Annotated in this window: 19 protein-coding genes and 2 pseudogenes; 16 read left to right on the top strand and 5 right to left on the bottom strand. The window is 61.2% G+C overall.

The genetic code is table 11. The annotated features are described in order from the left end of the window. The first annotated feature begins 6 nt into the window (after positions 1–6). From M2360_RS24880 to M2360_RS24805, 16 genes and pseudogenes are all read left to right on the top strand, one after another. Positions 7–318 (top strand): subunit of meta cleavage enzyme, encoded by a 312-nt coding sequence (locus M2360_RS24880; RefSeq protein ID WP_280778083.1) that lies wholly within the window; start codon positions 7–9, stop codon positions 316–318. Further along, the gene (locus M2360_RS24875; RefSeq protein WP_280778082.1) at positions 306–1,151 is read left to right on the top strand and encodes a 2,3-dihydroxyphenylpropionate 1,2-dioxygenase; all 846 of its coding nucleotides are present in this window, start codon (positions 306–308) and stop codon (positions 1,149–1,151) included. The genes M2360_RS24880 and M2360_RS24875 overlap by 13 nt, the downstream gene beginning before the upstream one ends. Further along, positions 1,152–2,276 (top strand): FAD-dependent monooxygenase, encoded by a 1,125-nt coding sequence (locus M2360_RS24870; RefSeq protein WP_280778081.1) that lies wholly within the window; start codon positions 1,152–1,154, stop codon positions 2,274–2,276. Position 2,277: 1 nt separating this feature from the next. Then, complete coding sequence (locus M2360_RS24865) at positions 2,278–3,054, top strand: alpha/beta fold hydrolase (protein ID WP_280778080.1); 777 nt, start codon at positions 2,278–2,280, stop codon at positions 3,052–3,054. Between the two features lie 26 nt (positions 3,055–3,080). Next, the gene (locus tag M2360_RS24860; protein ID WP_280778079.1) at positions 3,081–5,411 is read left to right on the top strand and encodes a xanthine dehydrogenase family protein molybdopterin-binding subunit; all 2,331 of its coding nucleotides are present in this window, start codon (positions 3,081–3,083) and stop codon (positions 5,409–5,411) included. Between the two features lie 13 nt (positions 5,412–5,424). After that, positions 5,425–5,865, top strand: a complete 441-nt coding sequence (locus M2360_RS24855; RefSeq protein WP_280778078.1) for a carbon monoxide dehydrogenase subunit G — start codon at positions 5,425–5,427, stop codon at positions 5,863–5,865. A gap of 23 nt (positions 5,866–5,888) precedes the next feature. After that, entirely contained in the window at positions 5,889–6,380 is a 492-nt protein-coding gene (locus M2360_RS24850; RefSeq protein WP_280778077.1) for a 2Fe-2S iron-sulfur cluster-binding protein, read from the top strand. Positions 6,381–6,389: 9 nt separating this feature from the next. Then, a complete protein-coding gene (locus tag M2360_RS24845) occupies positions 6,390–7,202 on the top strand; it encodes an FAD binding domain-containing protein (RefSeq protein ID WP_280778076.1) in 813 nt (270 codons plus the stop codon). 85 nt (positions 7,203–7,287) lie between these two features. Then, positions 7,288–7,842, top strand: a pseudogene (locus M2360_RS24840) (AMP-binding protein); the annotation flags it as partial. A 318-nt stretch (positions 7,843–8,160) separates the two neighbouring features. Further along, positions 8,161–8,535: a hypothetical protein gene (locus M2360_RS24835; RefSeq protein ID WP_280778075.1), complete on the top strand. Its 375-nt coding sequence runs from the start codon at positions 8,161–8,163 to the stop codon at positions 8,533–8,535. Between the two features lie 81 nt (positions 8,536–8,616). Next, the gene (locus M2360_RS24830) at positions 8,617–9,192 is read left to right on the top strand and encodes a DUF1636 family protein (RefSeq protein ID WP_280778074.1); all 576 of its coding nucleotides are present in this window, start codon (positions 8,617–8,619) and stop codon (positions 9,190–9,192) included. Continuing rightward, on the top strand, positions 9,189–10,730 hold the full coding sequence (locus tag M2360_RS24825) for an ABC transporter substrate-binding protein (RefSeq protein ID WP_280778073.1): 1,542 nt from the start codon (positions 9,189–9,191) through the stop codon (positions 10,728–10,730). Before M2360_RS24830 ends, M2360_RS24825 begins: the two co-directional genes overlap by 4 nt. Before the next feature lie 2 nt (positions 10,731–10,732). Beyond that, on the top strand, positions 10,733–11,671 hold the full coding sequence (locus M2360_RS24820; protein WP_280778072.1) for an ABC transporter permease: 939 nt from the start codon (positions 10,733–10,735) through the stop codon (positions 11,669–11,671). Continuing rightward, positions 11,668–12,456, top strand: coding sequence for an ABC transporter permease (locus tag M2360_RS24815; protein WP_280778071.1), 789 nt, complete (start codon positions 11,668–11,670; stop codon positions 12,454–12,456). The genes M2360_RS24820 and M2360_RS24815 overlap by 4 nt, the downstream gene beginning before the upstream one ends. Beyond that, positions 12,453–13,358, top strand: a complete 906-nt coding sequence (locus tag M2360_RS24810; protein ID WP_280778070.1) for an ABC transporter ATP-binding protein — start codon at positions 12,453–12,455, stop codon at positions 13,356–13,358. Before M2360_RS24815 ends, M2360_RS24810 begins: the two co-directional genes overlap by 4 nt. Further along, entirely contained in the window at positions 13,355–13,981 is a 627-nt protein-coding gene (locus tag M2360_RS24805) for an ATP-binding cassette domain-containing protein (protein ID WP_280778069.1), read from the top strand. The genes M2360_RS24810 and M2360_RS24805 overlap by 4 nt, the downstream gene beginning before the upstream one ends. Before the next feature lie 138 nt (positions 13,982–14,119). Here M2360_RS24805 and M2360_RS24800 read toward each other — a convergent pair whose 3' ends face one another. From M2360_RS24800 to M2360_RS24780, 5 genes and pseudogenes are all read right to left on the bottom strand, one after another. Further along, the gene (locus M2360_RS24800; RefSeq protein ID WP_280778068.1) at positions 14,120–14,959 is read right to left on the bottom strand and encodes an ATP-binding cassette domain-containing protein; all 840 of its coding nucleotides are present in this window, start codon (positions 14,957–14,959) and stop codon (positions 14,120–14,122) included. Beyond that, complete coding sequence (locus M2360_RS24795) at positions 14,956–15,702, bottom strand: CbiQ family ECF transporter T component (protein WP_280778067.1); 747 nt, start codon at positions 15,700–15,702, stop codon at positions 14,956–14,958. Before M2360_RS24795 ends, M2360_RS24800 begins: the two co-directional genes overlap by 4 nt. A 3-nt stretch (positions 15,703–15,705) precedes the next feature. After that, complete coding sequence (locus M2360_RS24790; RefSeq protein ID WP_348529576.1) at positions 15,706–15,996, bottom strand: energy-coupling factor ABC transporter substrate-binding protein; 291 nt, start codon at positions 15,994–15,996, stop codon at positions 15,706–15,708. 2 nt (positions 15,997–15,998) lie between these two features. Continuing rightward, positions 15,999–16,544 (bottom strand): annotated as a pseudogene (locus M2360_RS24785) (energy-coupling factor ABC transporter permease); the annotation flags it as partial. 323 nt (positions 16,545–16,867) lie between these two features. Then, on the bottom strand, positions 16,868–17,290 hold the full coding sequence (locus M2360_RS24780; protein WP_280778066.1) for a transposase: 423 nt from the start codon (positions 17,288–17,290) through the stop codon (positions 16,868–16,870).

Raw genomic sequence — 17,290 nt, 5'->3', positions numbered from 1 at the left:
AACGAGATGAGCAACTGGCGACTGATGATGCCGACGACGGAGGCCTACCTTTTGGACAAGGTCCTCTACGAACTGCATCACAAGCCCGACGACCTGGCAGCCTACAACCAGGACAAGGATCAGTATCTGTCACGCTACAAGCTTACGCCCGAAATGAAGGCGAAGATCAGCGGCAACGACGTTGCCGGACTCTACGAGGCCGGCGTCAATCCCTACCTCCTGCGCGCGCACTGCATCGGTGTAAGAATCCCCGAGGACGTGTCCTTGGCTGCGCTTCGTAGCCTCATGAAAGAAGGAGACGACAAATGGCTGAAATAACCGGAATCTATACTGCGAGCCACACGCCTGTGATGCTCAACTTCCCCGACCGCATCCCGGTCGAGCTGAAGGATGAAATCTTCGGTGCGTATGAAGCGATGGGCAGGGATTTCGAATCCGGTAAGCCCGACGCCCTGATCGTCCTGTCGAACGACCACCTGCACAATTTCTTTCTCGACAACTTTCCCGCCCTCTGCATCGGAACCGCCGAAAGTTACGATAGCCCGATCGAGCACTGGCTCAAGGCAAAGCGCAGGACCTTCCAGGGTGACCAGGCATTCGGGTCTTACCTTTTGCAAGCCGCGCTACAGGCCGAGTTCGATCCTTCCTTTTCCATGGACATGGTCCTCGACCACGGCTCGCTGACCCCGCTAGAACTGGCGGGGCTGGAGCCCGATCTGCCAATTGTCCCGGTGCTCTTCAATTGCGTCCAGCCGCCGATGCCGACGATGCGCCGCTGCTACAATTTCGGCCGCTTCCTCGGCAAGGCAATCCGCGAATACGAAGGTGTCGAACGCGTCGCCATCCTGGCGACAGGCGGCATCAGCCATGACATCGCGACGCCGCGGATGGGGATGGTCAATCGCGAATTCGACGAGAACCTCCTCCAGCGTCTCGAGGCCGGAGACCCCGACGAGGTCATCGCCTACGCGACCGACTTCGTTCACACCGCAGGGAACGGCGCCGAGGAAATCCGTATGTGGATGGCGGCGATGGGAGCTGCGGAAGTCTCAGGCATGCAATTCAAGCGCGCCTACTACAAGGCCGTCAACGACTGGTACACCGGGATCGGGATCGGTCACTTCGTTGGCGAAGACGAGAAGGCGGCCTAAATGCTTAGAGACATCAAGGTCCTGATCGTCGGAGGCGGGATCGCGGGTATGGCGGCGGCGATAGCCCTCCGCAACGGCGGAATAGCCGTCGACCTCTGCGAGCGCGATCCGCAATGGAAGGTCTATGGCGCGGGCATCACGATCACCGGGCCGACCCTCCGTGCAATGGGACGACTCGGGATACTCGACGACGTGCTCGAAGAGGGCTACGCCGCCGACGGAATCGACATCTGCTCGGCACAGGGAAAGCACCTCTTCACCGTCGACACCAAGAACGATGCGCTCGGGGGAATACCGAGCGCCGGGGGAGTTCTGCGTCCCGTCCTTCATCGGATCATGCAGCGTCGCCTGCAAACGCTCGGCGTCTCTCCAATCCTTGGAGTCGGCGTCGAAGACATCGAAGCCGGAGCGAGCAAAAGCAGGGTCCGGTTCGAGAACGGGTCGGTCGCGGAATACGATCTGATAGTCGGTGCCGACGGGATTTACTCCGACACAAGGACGCGGTTGTTTCCGCAGACGCCCGCGCCGCGGTACGCAGGACAGCTCTGCTGGCGCCTGATGACCGATCGGCACCCGTCGATTGAACGCCGGACCTTCTTTCTAGGCGGCCTTGCCAAGGTCGGACTCAACCCCGTCTCGAAAGACCAGATGTACATGTTCTACCTTGAGGCCCAGCCCGTACCGCTGCGTCGTGAGGAAGCCGGACAGCACCTGGTCCTGCACGAGCTCATGGAGGGCTACGGCGGCGTCCTGGCCGAAGTCCGCGACGGGCTATCGGCGACATCGAACATCATCTGCAGGCCTCTGGAAACGGTATTCGTGGACGGCGCCTGGAGCAATGGCAACGTCGTTCTGATCGGCGACGCGGCCCACGCTACCACGCCACAGCTTGCGTCGGGTGCGGGCATGGGCATCGAAGACGGTATCGTCCTTGCCCAGGAGGTCTTCAAGGCGGGCGACATTCCCGCGGCGCTCCAGTCCTTCATGGACCGCCGCTATGGGCGCTGCAAGCTCGTCGTGGACTCCTCCCTGGAGATCAGCCGTCTGGAACGCGAGCGCGCGGCTCCTGAAGCCCAAACCGCCGTGGTCGAGAAGGCTCTCGTCCACCTCAATCAGGAGTTCTGATATGTTCATCGAATTTGACGGTCACGTGCTGCACGCCGAAACCCACGGAGACCAGGCGAAGCCAGCCTTGGTGCTGCTCCACTCTTTGGGGACATCCGCCAGCGTTTGGGCGAGGCAGGTCGAGGCGTTGCGTCGCGATTTCTACATCGTCTGCCCCGATCTCAGAGGGCACGGCCTGAGCGAGGTCTCGAAGACGGCTGTTTCGATCCAGTCGCTTGCGGATGACGTCGATGCCCTCGTCACATCTCTTGGGCTGGAGAGCTATCACCTTTGCGGTATCTCGATCGGGGGCCTCGTCGCGCAGGCTTTCGCGGGAAAACAACCCGCTCGCGTCAAAACGCTCACGCTTTTGGATTCGAACCTCGCCAGCCTGAACCCGCCGATGTGGCGTGACCGAGCCAAGAAGTGCCGCGCGGACGGTCTCGCCAGCATTGCCGAAGGGGTGCTTTCGCGGTGGATGACACCCGGCTACCGAAAAACGGTTGAGGGTCGGGCCCTCGCGACGATGCTGTCGAGGACACCTGACGAAGGCTATGCTGCGGGATGCGACGCGCTGGCGGACGCGGACTGCAGGGCGACCGCTTCCAGGCTCGGCATGCCCGTAACCATCGCGCTCGGCGAGTTCGACGAAGCCACGCCGCGGGCAGCCTCAGAAGCGCTGGCGGCGGTACTGGGCGGCGTCGAAGTCAAGACCATCAAAGGTGCAGCTCACATCCCGCTGTTCGAAGCAGCACCGCAAGTCAACGATCTGCTCGCCGCGGCATTGGCGAACGGCTGATCGTCTCAGGAGGACTGGAGGAACCAATGACCATAGGCAAGCCCGCATTACGGATCGAGGACCGCCGCTTCTTGACTGGAGAAGGGAGATATGTCGACGATTTCTCGCTTCAGCGTCAATGTCACGCCGCGTTGGTGCTGTCTCCACACGCGCACGCCGATATCGTTTCGATAGACATCTCCGCGGCGTCGGAAATGCCCGGCGTTATCGCCGTGCTTACGGGAGCGGATGTCGCCACAGACGATCTCGGTTCCGTACCGCCGTTCTTCATGCCGGAAGTGTGGGGCGGCCCCAAGGGCTTCGCAACGCTGAGGCCGATCCTCGTAGCGGACCGCGTACGCTGCGTGGGAGAGCGGGTCGCCGTGGTCATCGCCGAGACGGTTGACGAGGCCAAGGCCGCTGCCGACCAGGTCTACGTCGACTACGCTCCCCTTCCCGCGATCGTCGACGCCGAAGCGGCCCTGGCAGAGGGCGCTCCGGTTGTCTGGGATGAAAATCCGACCGGAAATCTTTCGGTTCATCTCAAGTTCGGCGACGAGGCAAAGACTTCCGCTGCCTTTGACGGCGCAAGCCTCATCGTCTCCCGTCGACTGGCCAGTGGCCGGGTTACGCCAGCATCCTTGGAACCCAGGGGATGCCTCGGCGACTACGATGCCGGAACGGACACCTTCACTCTCCACACCAGCTCCCAGGACCCGCACGGTTTCCGGCGTGTACTTGCATCGGTGATCCTGAAAATTCCCGAGTCGACGCTGCGGGTGATCTCTCCGGACGTCGGCGGCGGTTTCGGTCTCAAGGCACACGTCCATCCGGAGGACGCCATCGTCCTTTGGGCTTCGAAAAGGGTCCGTCGACCGGTGAAATGGATTGCGACGCGCTCGGAGTCAATGCAAACCGACACCCAGGGCCGCGGCCAGATCGTCTACGCGGACATGGCGCTCAGCGCGGAGGGGAAAATCCTAGGTATCCGCGCCCGCGGCTTCCACAATCTCGGAGCCTATTTCTGGGGCACGGCCACGCCTCCTCTATTCTTCTCGATGCAGCTTATTCCGGGCACCTACGACGTGCCGACGGTCGATCTTCAAACACGGGCCGTCTTTACCAACATCTGCCCGATGTCGGTCTATCGCGGAGCGGGACGGCCTGAGGCGGCATACGCGATCGAACGTTTGATGGACGAAGCCGCGTACGAGCTCGGAATGGATCCGCTGGAATTCCGACGCCGGAACTACGTCAAACCAGACCAGATGCCCTATTCCAATCCCGCCGGATTGACCTACGACAGCGGTGAGTTCGAACGACTTGCCGACGAATGCGTCCAGCTCTCGGACTGGGAAGGATACGAGACCCGACAGGCGGAAAGCCGTAAGAGAGGTCGGCTGAGAGGTCGTTCGATCACGTCGTATATCGAGATCGCGGGGGTCATGAACGAGCGGATGGAAGTGCGCTTCGACCCTTCGGGCACGCTGACCATCCTGGCCGGGACGCATTCGCATGGCCAAGGTCACGCCACCGTTTTCACTCAGATGGTGTCCGACTGGCTGTCCATCGATCAAAAGGACATCCGGTTCGTCCAAGGCGACACGGACAAGGTGCTCATAGGACGAGGTACTTTCGCGGCACGCAGCTCCATGCTCGGCGGCACCGCCCTGAAACGCGCTGTTGACGACGTGATCGGCAAAGCGTCGAAGATGGCCGCGCTGTTGCTCAAGGCCGACGAAGCGGACGTATTCTTCGAGGACGGCCTCTTCAAGGTCCGTAACTCCAACGAGAGCATGCCCATCCAGAATGTCGCGAAGTTCTTTTACCTTCCTGCTGGTCCGGTGATGAGGTTTTCTCTCGGCCTCTATGGCGAGGGCACGTCCGCGGGGAAACCCGGCGCGCAACCGAACTTTCCCAATGGCTGTCAGGTCGTCGAGTTAGAGGTTGATCCGGATACGGGCGTCGTCACCATTGACCGGTTCTATTCGGTCGACGATGTCGGCAAGGCGCTAAACCCGAAGATCTGCGAAGGCCAGATTCACGGCGGATGCGCCCAGGGTCTTGGCCAGGCTCTCTGCGAGGAAGTCGTCTACGACGACGACGGCCAGCTGATCAGCGGGTCTTTCATGGACTACTGCCTGCCTCGCGCCGAGCATATGCCAACCATCCGATCGAAACTCATCGAAATCCCGAGCCTGAGCAATCCTCTGGGCGTGAAGGGCATCGGTGAATCCGGCACGATCGGAACCCCGGCCGCCATCGTCAACGCCGTCCTCGACGCCGTGCGGCCAGCCGGAGTCCTGGATATCGATATGCCCGTCACTCCGGGCAAACTCTGGGACGCGCTCCATGCCGCGCGCCAACACTCGCATTGAATAGGATAAGATCATGAATCTCGAAGGAAGCTTTTTCGTCGATAAACCAAGGCCGACGGTGTGGGCGTTGATAAACGATCCCGACGTGCTTCGTGAGGCGATCCCCGGATGCCAGTCCCTCGAAGCGGTTGACGACGGATATTCCGCGACCGTTGCGATAGCGATCGGCCCGGTGAAGGCGAAGTTCAACGGCCGGGTTCAGCTGCAGGATATCATCGCCCCCGAGAGCTATCGCATTTCCGGCGAAGGTAGCGGCGGCATCGCTGGCTTCGCAAAGGGTGGAGCGAATGTGCGCCTGGAAGAAACGCAAGGCGGCACGACCATCCATTACGCGGTCGACGCCGCCATCGGCGGCAAGCTGGCTCAGCTCGGCAGCAGGTTGATCGAGTCCACGTCCAAGAAACTGTCCGGCCAGTTCTTCGAGCGCATCGCCGAAATTGCCAGGAACGCCTGAGCGTCACCCAAGGGAGGAACCCAATGTCCAGAGTTGAAGCCGTCGTCAACGGCAGGAAAGTGACGAAGAACGTCGAAGACCACCGTCTCCTCGTGAGCTTCCTTCGCGAGGACCTCGGCCTGACGGGGACCCATGTCGGATGCGACACGACGCAATGCGGCGCATGCGTGGTGAACGTCAATGGCGATACAGTGAAGTCCTGCACTTTCCTCGCGGCCCACGCGCACGGGTGTTCGATCACGACAGTCGAAGGCGTGGCCGACGACGACAGGCTTCATCCCGTCCAGGAGGCGTTTCATCGGCACCATGCCCTTCAATGCGGCTATTGCACGCCCGGCCTTATCCTGACGGCGATCGACATTATCGAGAAGGCAGATCGTCCTCTCGACGAAGATACCGTTCGGCAGGAGCTCAAGGGCAATCTGTGTCGGTGCACGGGATATCAGAACATCGTGGCCGCAATCCTCGACGCTGCGGACAAGTACTCCGCGTCAACCATCGCAAAACTGGCATAGGAGCGGCGAATGTTACCCTTCAACCTTCATAGGCCGACCGCAATCGACAGCATCCAGTCGACGCTTGCGGGGGCGACCGATCCGAAATTTCTCGCTGGCGGCATGACGCTGCTGCCGTCGATGAAACTCGGCCTGATCGCACCGACGGACCTAATCGATTTCACCGCTCTTCCTGGCATCGCGGAAATCTCGAGCAAAGACCGCACGGTCACGATCGGAGCGGCAGCCACCCACGCCGCCGTCGCACGTGACTCGACGGTCGGAAACTTGTGCCCTGCCCTTGGACGGCTGGCTGGCAAGATCGGCGATCGTCACGTCCGCAATCGCGGCACGATCGGCGGGTCAGTCGCCAACAACGATCCGGCTGCGGACTATCCGGCCGCCATCCTGGCTCTGGGCGCGACGATACGTACCGACAAGCGCGAGATGGCGGCGGAGGATTTCTTCCTCGGCATCTTCGAAACCGCGCTCGAAGAGCACGAGCTCATCACGTCCTTCGAATTCGAGACCCCCGAACAGGCGGCTTATGCGAAGTTCCCCCATCCGGCATCCGGATATGCTCTGGCCGGAGTGTTTATCTGCCGAACGGGTTCTTCAGTACGGGTGGCTGTGACGGGGGCCGGATCGGAAGGCGCGTTTCGGCTCACCGAACTCGAGGCTCTGCTTGAAGAGGACTTCAGTGCCGAAACGGCCGACCGGGTCGACCTGTCGTCGTTTGACTTCTTCGAGGACCGCAACGGTTCCCGGGCGTACCGGGAGAACCTCGTGCGGGTGATGGCCCGGCGCGCGATCTCTGAAATCGCAGGCAAGAATGCCGCCTAGTGACAGTCCATAGGATGATTTCATGGCGCTAACGCTAACCGCGCCTCTATGGTCCCCGTCTCCGGAACGCGCGGGAAGCAGCGCAATGAGCGCCTTCAGCTGGTTGTGCGCCTATTCTTTCCGGATCGAACTTCCCGACCACGCGAGCCTGCACAAGTGGTCTGTAGACGAACCTTCCGATTTCTGGCGCGGCGTATGGGATTTTTGCCAGGTCAAGGGAGCTCCGGGAGACAGGCCCCCTGTCGACGGGTCGGACATCCTCCGTGCGCGCTTTTTCCCAGACGCGCGGCTGAACTTTGCCCGCAACCTCTTGTCCTGCATCGGGCCCGAAGACGCGATCATCTTCCAAGGAGAGGACAAGGTCGCCTACCGATGGAGCTGGGATCGGTTGAGGGAAGAGGTCTCAAGATTGCAGCAGGCGTTCCTCGCCATGGGGATCGCTCCCAGCGACCGGGTCGCGGCCATGTTGCCGAATATGCCGGAAACAGTCGCGTGCATGCTTGCGGCCAGTTCGATCGGAGCCGTTTGGGCATCGTGTTCGCCCGACTTCGGAGTCCAGGAAGTCGTCGACCGCTTCGGCCAGATCGAACCGAGGCTCTTCTTAACCTGCGATGCCTATTGGTATGGCGGAAAGCTTCAACAAAGCATAAAGCCGGCGAAATAGGGGCCATTCTGACTCTGCCGAAAGTTTGCAACAAGCCCATCCTTACTTAAACGCGCTGACGTCAATGATGGCGCCGGCATAATCGAGGCAAATATCCACTTAAAGCAGCACCCGGAACTGTTCAGGCAGACCGAGCCCACTCTTATTATCAGAAGGGGTTGCGATTGGACTCGCCCCCAAGGGTCCGTATTGCAAGCGAATATACAACCAATCAGCCACATTGCCGCAGAAAGGCAGAGGTGCTAACCCATGGTTCATGGGGGCTTCGGCATGAACTTGCGGACGGGAAATGCGATGGTGGCGATACGCGCTTTGTGCGTGTTGGCGCTCCTATTGTTGTCCTTTGCCCACAAACCAATCGACGCGGTTACTCCGGAACTGAGTGCGGTGGAAATCGCGCAATATGTGCTGCCGGATGGCAAGGTTCCCGCGTTCTGCTTGACCGGGAACAACAGCGATGGCAAATCGCAACAGCACGGGCATGTTCCCGATTGCAGCGCCTGCCGGATCAGCGCCTCCTTCGATATGCCCCATCAGCAGGACGCGATTGGCGAACGGAGGATGGTTGCAGACGCCATCCTGCGCATCCAGACGATAGCGTCGCGGCATTACCATGCTTGTTCTCCCAATTTTGGTCCGCGCGGCCCGCCAATCAGCATCACGATCTAGCAACGCCGTCGCCCGCAAGCGCGATTCCGTGACCCTGCACCCGTGACTGCCTCACCGGCCGTTGCCGCTGCGCACCCGTTGTTGACCGATGTTTTCCAGCCACTCTTTCTGCTGCCTCAATCTGGCTTTCTCTTCGCCGGATTCAGGCGATCGTTACGCCATCCGGCAGGGGGAAACCCCATGACTGGCCCCCGCTTTGAAGTGCATGTCTGCACCACCTGCGCCGACCCCGACATTGAACGTCGGCGGCTGAAGCAGGGGGGCGGCAGGGATTTGCTGGAGGCCATACGGTCTGAAATCGAAACGCGCAGCTTTGCTGCCGATTGCACGCTGCTGGATTTTGAATGCCTGGGGTCATGCCAGCGGCGCGGGCGGGTTTCAATTGCCTCGGAGGGGCGCTGGGGCGTGGTGTTTGGCGGCCTTGATGACCGCACCGATCCACGTCCGCTGTGCGACTATATCGGCGCCTGGCTTGCCCGGCCTTTTGGCGAAATCGTCAAGGCCGAGCGGCCGCCCAGCCTCAAAAACAAGATCATCGGCCGCGTTCCACCGCCGGATCATCACCGCAATTGTCTCAACACCGCCATCGACCAGCGTCCTAACCAGGCCATTTCGGCCGTTTCGCTGTCGCTGCCAAAATCAGGAAAATCCGAATGACGCTTCCACTCTCGCGCCGCAATTTTCTCGGCGCCGCCGCCCTTACAGCCTTCGCACCGCGTCTTGCCTTTGCCAGCAATGGCGGCAATTCCATTGTGTTTGTCGCCGATTACGTGCTGAAGGCGGCCCCGGCCCCCGGCAGCTATGATGTCCAGACCGAAAATCTCTACGGCAATTCCGAGTTCCTGCTGCGGCCGACCTGGAACGGCCCAAAGCCCTGGCTTGCCGAAAGCGTGAGCGAAATGGAGCCGACCCGCTGGCGCATCACCCTGAAGCCGGGCATCAAGTTCCAGAATGGCAATGCGCTCGACGCAAAAGCCCTGAAGGCCTGCATCGACTATTACAAGTCCGACAAGGCCAACCAGGGCAATCCGGGCGCAACGCTGCTGGGAGCGCCCGTATCGATTGATGTGTCGGGCGATCTCTCGGTCGATCTGGTGCTGGCCAAGCCCTATCCGATGCTGCCGTTTGGCTGCGCTCACTATGCCTTCCCGATTTTCGATGCGGCAATGGTGGCTGCTGCCAAAGGCGACTATGCCAGCCTGGTCGACAAGGGTATTTTCACCGGGCCGTTCAAATGGAAATCGATCGAAGCGGGCAAGATCACCTATGCCCGCAATGACCTCTACTGGGGCGGCATGCCCAAATTGGAATCGGTTGAGATCCGCCAGGTTCCAGACGAACAGGCAGGACTTCAGGCCATTGCCGCAGGCGAAGCCGATGTCCTGGCCTATCCGGCCTTGTCGCTGGTCCTGGCCGCGAAAGCCTTGCCGAATGTGCATTACGAGGTCACCGAAGGCGTCGGTTTCATCGGCCTTCTGCCCAACAATGACATCGCGCCGTTTGACGATGTCCGGGTGCGCAAGGCAGTCTCGCTGGCCGTCGACAATGATGCGCTGGCTGCCGGCGTCGGCATGAATATCGGCACGGCGATGAAAGGCTGGTTCCCGTCGAACCATCCGCTGGCGCTCGATTTCATCAAGCATGATGTGACTGAGGCAGAAAAGCTGCTGGATGAGGCCGGCTGGGTGAAGGGCGCCGATGGTCTTCGCTCGAAGGATGGCAAGCCGCTGGAGGCCCGCTTCTATTGCTACACGGCGATTGGCGAAGGCATTTCCACCGCCTCGGCCGACATGCTGAGCAAGATCGGCTTTGCCGCGACGGTGCGGCGGTTTGAGAGCTATACCGAAATTCCGGCAGTTCATTCGGTCGACGGTGGTCTCTATACGGTCTACACCGAAAGCCTGGGATTGAACGCCAATCCGCTCGGCACGCTTTACGCGGTGTTTGCCTCGACCGACTATGCAGGCCAGGCATTCACCGACATCAAGGACGCGCTTGATCCGGTCATGAGCATCAGCGACGAGGCGCAGATCAAGGCTGCGATGCTGAAGGCGCTTCAGATCAATGCCGAACAATATTACTGGCTGCCGACCATTGACGACAAGTCGCGATTCATCCTGTCTGACCGGTTCAAGGATGTGGAACTCACACCCTTCTATCTGCTGGTCAACGAGAAAACCGCGCCGAAGGCCTGAAGATGCGGGTCGTCCTTGCCCGTCTTGCCGGCATGCTGGCCACACTCGGTGTGGCCAGCATGGTCATTTATCTGATCCTCGCTGTGCTGCCGGGCGATCCTGCTGCCTTTCTGGCCAGCCGGGCCTCGACGCGTGCGTCGCCTGAAACCCTGGCGCTCATCCGCGAGCAACTGGGGCTGGATCAACCCTTACCGCTGCGCTACCTGCACTGGCTGGCCAATGCGCTGCACGGAGATTTTGGTCGTTCCTGGCTGACGGGCGCATCGGTCATGGACCTTATGGGCCAGCGGATCGGCGCAACGGCGCTGCTCGGCGTCTTCCTGTTTCTGTCAGGCTGCCTGCTGACATTTGTGCTGGGCGGGCTTGCGGCGCTCAAGCCAAGAGGCGTGGCTGACCGGCTGCTATCTGCGCAGGCCTTGATCGGCACGGCCCTGCCGGGCTTTGTGCTCGGGCTGATTGCCATCCGGATTTTCGCCAATGGCCTTGGCTGGGCCTCGGTGATTGGCGACGGAACCCCGCGCACGGTTCTGCCGCCTGCAGCCGTAGGCGGGCTTGGTCTTGCCAGCTATTGGGGGCGGCCGTTCAGCAGTCTGGTCGGCGCGGCGTTGGCGTCCGACTGGGCCTTGGCGGCGCGGGCGCGCGGCATTGGCGAGACGCGGCTGTTGTGGCGGCACGCCATTCCCAATGCGCTGGTCGGCTTTCTGCCATTTCTCGGCATCGGCCTTGCCGGCGCACTGACCGGAACGATCATGATCGAGAACGTGTTTTCCTGGCCGGGCCTCGGCGCCTTCATTGTGGACGCCATCAAGCGGCGCGATCTGCCGGTGGTGCAGGCTTTCGCCATGCTGGCCGTCACCTTCTACATCGCCACAACGGCGGCTGCGGACCTGATGTTCTGGCTGCTATCGCCGCGCGCCGACCAGGGAGGAGCGCAATCATGACACGGCGAAGCAGCGGTCTTGTTCTGTTTGGCGCCATGATGGCCTTCATCTGGCTGGGGCCATTTCTGTGGACCATCAGTCCCACCGACCAGAATCTGATGGCGATTGTCCAGCCCCCGAGTTTGCGCCATCCGCTCGGCGCCGATCAATATGGCCGCGATATGCTGGCGCGGCTGATGGATGGCGGGCGGGTCTCGGTTCTGTCGGCGCTTGCAATTGTGGCTGGGAGCCTTGCAATCGGCATTCCCGTCGGCGTCCTGGCTGCGGGCCGTTCCTGGCTCGCCTATGGCCTGACCCAGCTTGTGGACACGACCCTTGCGCTGCCCTCCATGATCATTGCCTTGGCGATTGTCGGCGCGCTGGGAGCCGGAATTGTCAATCTGATACTGGCCTTTACCGCCGTTGGCTGGCCCTGGTATGCGCGGCTGGTGCGCGGCATCGCCGTCGAGCGGCTGACCGGCGCCGACATTCTGGCCGCACGGCTGGCCGGCGTGTCCAGGCTTTCGATCATTCTCGGCCATGTCCTGCCGCATCTGGCCCAGAGGCTGGCCACGGCGGCGGCGCTGGATCTCGGCTATACGCTGGGGGCGCTTGCAGGTTTCTCCTATCTCGGGCTCGGCGCCCAGGCTCCGGCTGCCGAATGGGGCATGATGCTGCGGGATGCGCAGATGTTTTTCACAGTAGCGCCCTGGCTGCTGGCGGGCCCTTGCGTGGCGATCGGCCTTGTCGTCAGTGTCGCCTTGCTTCTGTCCAGCGACGCCAAGCTGCAGGAGCGCCGCGCATGAGCATTCTTGGCATCAAGGATCTTCAGGTGCGGTTTCCAAGCGATGCCTGGGTGCTGCGCGGCCTCGATCTCCACGTTAAGGCTGGCGAACGGATTGCCATTGTCGGCGAAAGCGGCTGCGGCAAGACCACGCTGGTGCGCAGCATTCTCGGCCTGCTGAAAGATGGCGCACGGGTGCAGGGCCGCCTGCAGCTTCTGGGCAAGGAGTTGAGCGACGCCAGCCCCAGGGACTGGCGGGCAATTCGTGGCCAAAAGATCGGCTTCGTGCCGCAGAACCCGTTGGCGGCCCTCAATCCGCTGGCGTCTGTCGGAACGCAGCTCGCCGAGGCCTGGACGGCGCATGGTAAAACGATCAGCATGACGACGCTGGCGACAATGCTGGAGGATGTCGGCATTGGCTCAGCAATCGAGCTGCTGGGGCGACGCCCGGCGTATTGGAGCGGCGGCATGCTACAGCGCGTGCTGATCGTGGCGGCGACCGCGCTACGCCCGTCGCTGGTTCTGGCCGATGAGCCGACCAGCGCCGTCGACCAGCCCCTCGCCCGGCAGATGCTGCGCTTGCTGGCGGACCGCGCCGATGCGCTGATTGCCGTGACCCATGATCTGGATCTGGTCGACGGCCTGTTTGACCGGGTCATTGTGCTTTACGCCGGGCGCATCGTCGAAAACGCCTCGGCCGAGGATTTCTTCCGCCAGCCACGCCATCCCTATTCTCGAGCTTTGCTCGCCGCCTTGCCCAAACCGGGTCAACTGCCCGAAGGGCTGGATGGCGATCCGCCATCCCCGCGACATCCGGATCTGGGCTGCGCTTTTGCGCCCCGATGCGCCCGTGTGACCGCGTCCTGCCAGCAGATCCCGCAGCTTGCTGACGGTGTCGCTTGCCGCAATCCGGTGAGGTCATGATCTCTGTTGCAAATCTGACGGCCGGCTATCGGAGCCGGACAATCATCACGGACGCCAGCCTGACAATTGCCGCCGGCGAATGCGTCGGCCTGGTCGGACCTTCCGGTTCGGGCAAATCAACCCTGCTGCGCTGCCTGACCGGCGAACTGCGCCCCATAAGCGGACAGGCGCGGATCGCGGACTGGACACCCGGACGCGATACGCCGCCGCCGGGCCTGATCGGCATGGTCTGGCAGGACCCGGTCGGCGCGCTCGATCCACTCTGGACCATCGGCGCCTGCATTGCCGAGCCACTGCGCGCGGCCGGTCACAGCAATGTCGAGGTGGCGACAGATCAGGCGCTGGCGGCGGTGCGCCTGGGCCATCTTGCCAGGCATACAAGAGTGTCAACGCTCTCGGTTGGCCAGGCCCAGCGCGTGGCGCTCGCCCGCGCCCTTGCGCCCTGCCCCAAGGTCCTCATTGCCGATGAACCAACATCGGCGCTCGATCCGACCAATGCCGCCGCTATCGTGCGGATGCTGCATCAGGCCAGCCGCATGGGAACCGCCGTGCTGGTCGTATCGCACAATCTGAGCCTGTTGCAGTCCTTTTGCGACCGGATTGTCACGATGGGCGAGTTCTAGCCGCTGGCTGGCTTTCCTAATGAGCCTTTACCGTCCCCTTCGGGGCAAGATGGGCATTCACAAATGTTGCGGAAATTGGCGCGGCTTTGCAAGTCTCAACTGTCGTGGCAAAAGCATGGCTCCGTCAGATCCGGCGCACTATCCGCGATCACGGACAGTACGAACACATCTCAGCAAATCAGCGACGCTCCGCGGCAAACCATCCTGGGCAGACATCAGGCCAAGCTCCATCAGACCTTTCGACACCTGGTGGATCGTCGGCATGCGCAACCCGCCACACGCACTGAACCCTTCGTGGCTGAACACCTCGTCCGGGGTCCCATCCATTGGTATTTTACCACCGCCAAACACCGCCACTCTTTCAGCCCACGCATAGGCCATATCGATATCATGCGTAGCGACCACCACGGCAACGCCCTGCCCAGCCAAGGTATGCAGCGTTGCGGCAAGTTCCTCGACGCCCTGCGGATCGAGGCCCGCGGTCGGCTCATCAAGAAGGAGAACGGACGGAGACATGGCAAGAACGCCAGCGATCGCAACTCGCTTGCGCTGGCCAAAGCTCAGCAGATGCGTCGGGCGATGCGATAGCTCTTCGATCCCCATCACCTCGAGCGCATGCGTTACCCGCATTCGCGCATCAGCGGTGGACAGGCCGAGATTGAGAGGCCCGAAGGAGACGTCTTCAAAAACGGTTGCCGCAAACAGCTGGTCATCTGGGTCCTGCAACACGAGCCCGACCGCAGATCTCAAGACGGTCAGGCCTTTGCGGCTATAGGTCACCGGCGCGCCATGCAGCAACACCTCACCCGCAAATGGCTTGAAAGATCCGTTGAGCAACGACAACAAAGTCGATTTCCTGGCCCCGTTCGGCCCCAGAATTGCTAGCTTCTCCCGAGCGCGGATTGCCAACGACGCGCGTTGGAGCGCCTGGCTTTCGTCTTCGTATCTGTACTCTACGTCCCGGGCTTCCAGCATCATCCAAGCCACCAGGTGAAGACAAGGGCTCCAGCCAGCCCGCTGCCGATTATCAGCAACCGGACGCCAGACGCAGGCCTTTCCACAGAGATGAAGGACAGTCGACCGGTATATCCGCGTGCGGCCAGGCCCGTTTCCATTCGCCGCGCCCGCGCAAAAACACGCGGTAGAAGGGATGCAAGCAGAAGGCCATTGGACCGCAGCATGCGTGAGTTGCTGGTATAGCCCAACCGCGAGCAAAGCGACTGCTGACCCGCCTCCAGACAATCCAACAGCAGCCAGATTATCCGAAACATCACCATCGCGATATCGGATATTTCCGCGTTGAGACCCATGCGTTGCAACAATTGCAGAATGCTCGAAAGCGGCGTCGTCAACGCCAGAAACAGCAAGGCGCAAATGCAGGCGCTGCTTCTAAGGGCTACGAAGCATGCCTTCTCCATCTCTTGTCCCGAAACCAGTGAAAACGTTGGCGCATGATCCACCAGCGCGACAGAAACAAGTTGGGCAGCTGTGCCCGTTGCGATGAACAGAAAAGGAATGCGCGCGGCTTTGGCGATATCGCGCCATGGGATCCTGGCGCCAATGCTCAACAGCGCCAGCATGGACGAGAGGATCGCGATTTGCCCCACCCATCCCGCCGTGGTGAGCGAAACGGCCAAAACGCCAAGGGCCCACAAGAGTTTTTCACCGGCGGCGTGGCGCCGCCACCGGTTGGTCTGCGCACAGCGATCAATAGCGCGCATCGGTCAATGAACTTCCGGACGTTTGGCAGGCGAGGTTCTGCGACCGAAGTAAAAGCCGACAAGTCCGGCGCCGATTGCCGCCTGCAGAGCAAACAACAGGCTTTCGATCTCACCACTCGGCGGCTCCCAAAGCGGTGACGCCCAAGGTTTGTAGTCGGGCCGGATTTCCGTGATCACCGCTTCAGCTTCGCCATCGGCGCCGGCGAATTCCGCGTCTCCGCCGTGGTGGATGACGAGCGGCAAGATGGCCAGAGCGATAACAGCGAACAGCATTAAGAGATTACGTTTCAGCATGATCAGGCCTTCGCAGAAAAAATGTTGAGAGCGTTCAGCTCGCCGCGGCTATAGCGTTGCAAGAGATTAAACACGATCACGGTCAAAAGACCCTCGCTGATGGCAAGCGGCGCCTGTGTCGCAGCAAAGATTCCAAGAAATTTGGCGGCAGCGCCGGTTACCCCCGAGATAGGGTCCGGAAAGGCCAATGCCAGTTGCAGGGACGTTGTGACATAGGTCGCCAGATCGCCAAGCGTTGCAGCTACAAAGATCGCAACCGCGCCGCTGAGGCCTGCGCTCGTAATGCCTTTAAACAACCCGTAGGCGACGAACGGGCCGACGATGGCCATCGAAAAAATATTCGCGCCAAGCGTCGTCAATCCGCCATGCGCGAGAAGCAGCGCCTGAAACAAAAGAACGATCGCGCCAAGCACCGTCGTCACCGTTGGACCAAACAATGACGCCGCAAGGCCCGTTCCGGTCGGATGCGAGCAGCTTCCTGTCACAGAGGGGATTTTCAGTGCGGATAGAACAAACACGTAAGCGCCAGACGCCGCGATCAGCAGCTTGACCTCCGGCTTCTACCGAACCAGCGTCACGATGCGCCGGGCTCCACAAAAAACGAATGGTTCAGAAACCACGCCCCAGCCAGCCGCATGCGCAGCCGGCAGATAGCCTTCCATGATATGCATAATACACCCTAAACGATCGTGTCGTAATCAGCATTTGGCCATTCAGCAAATGATCAGCTGACACGCTCGTAGTTTGCCCGTCCCAAGGCGGACATGCGGTTCTGCGCGCTGGCGTCGATGTTCGTTTCGGTGATCTGATTTTCGATGCTCCTGGCGTGCAGCCGGTCGCCGATGACCGCTTTAAAGCGCCCTATCTGAGCTTAGATCCGTGATCTCTGATTGTAGCCGGCCGCAGCCTGCCAAGCCATCCGGCCATGTTTGGCGATATGCTCGATATGCTGGTTCCGTTGACAATTGCCGCCGGGAACAGCGTTCTTGGGAGGCGGGACGACGACATCGACCTCGTTTCCGAAAGCGCCAGCCAGGCAATCCGAAACGCCAGAGCCATCATAGGCGCCGTCTGCCAGAAACCGACCGACTTGTGCGTCGACACGATCGAGGAGACTTGGCAGCGTGGTCTTGTCGCCAACGTGCTCGGTCGTTAGTTCGGATGCGAGAATGTCTCCGCAGTCAGGATCGAGGGCAAGGTGCAGCTTTCGCCAACTCTTACGAGCGCCTTTGGCGCCATGCTTGTGACCGTTCCAGCCAACCTCGCTGTGAACCTTCAGTCCTGTGCTGTCCAC

Origin of the sequence: Rhizobium sp. SG_E_25_P2, assembly GCF_029892285.1 — a bacterium.
Lineage (GTDB): Bacteria > Pseudomonadota > Alphaproteobacteria > Rhizobiales > Rhizobiaceae > Rhizobium_E.
This window is presented reverse-complemented; position numbering and strand designations above follow the sequence as displayed.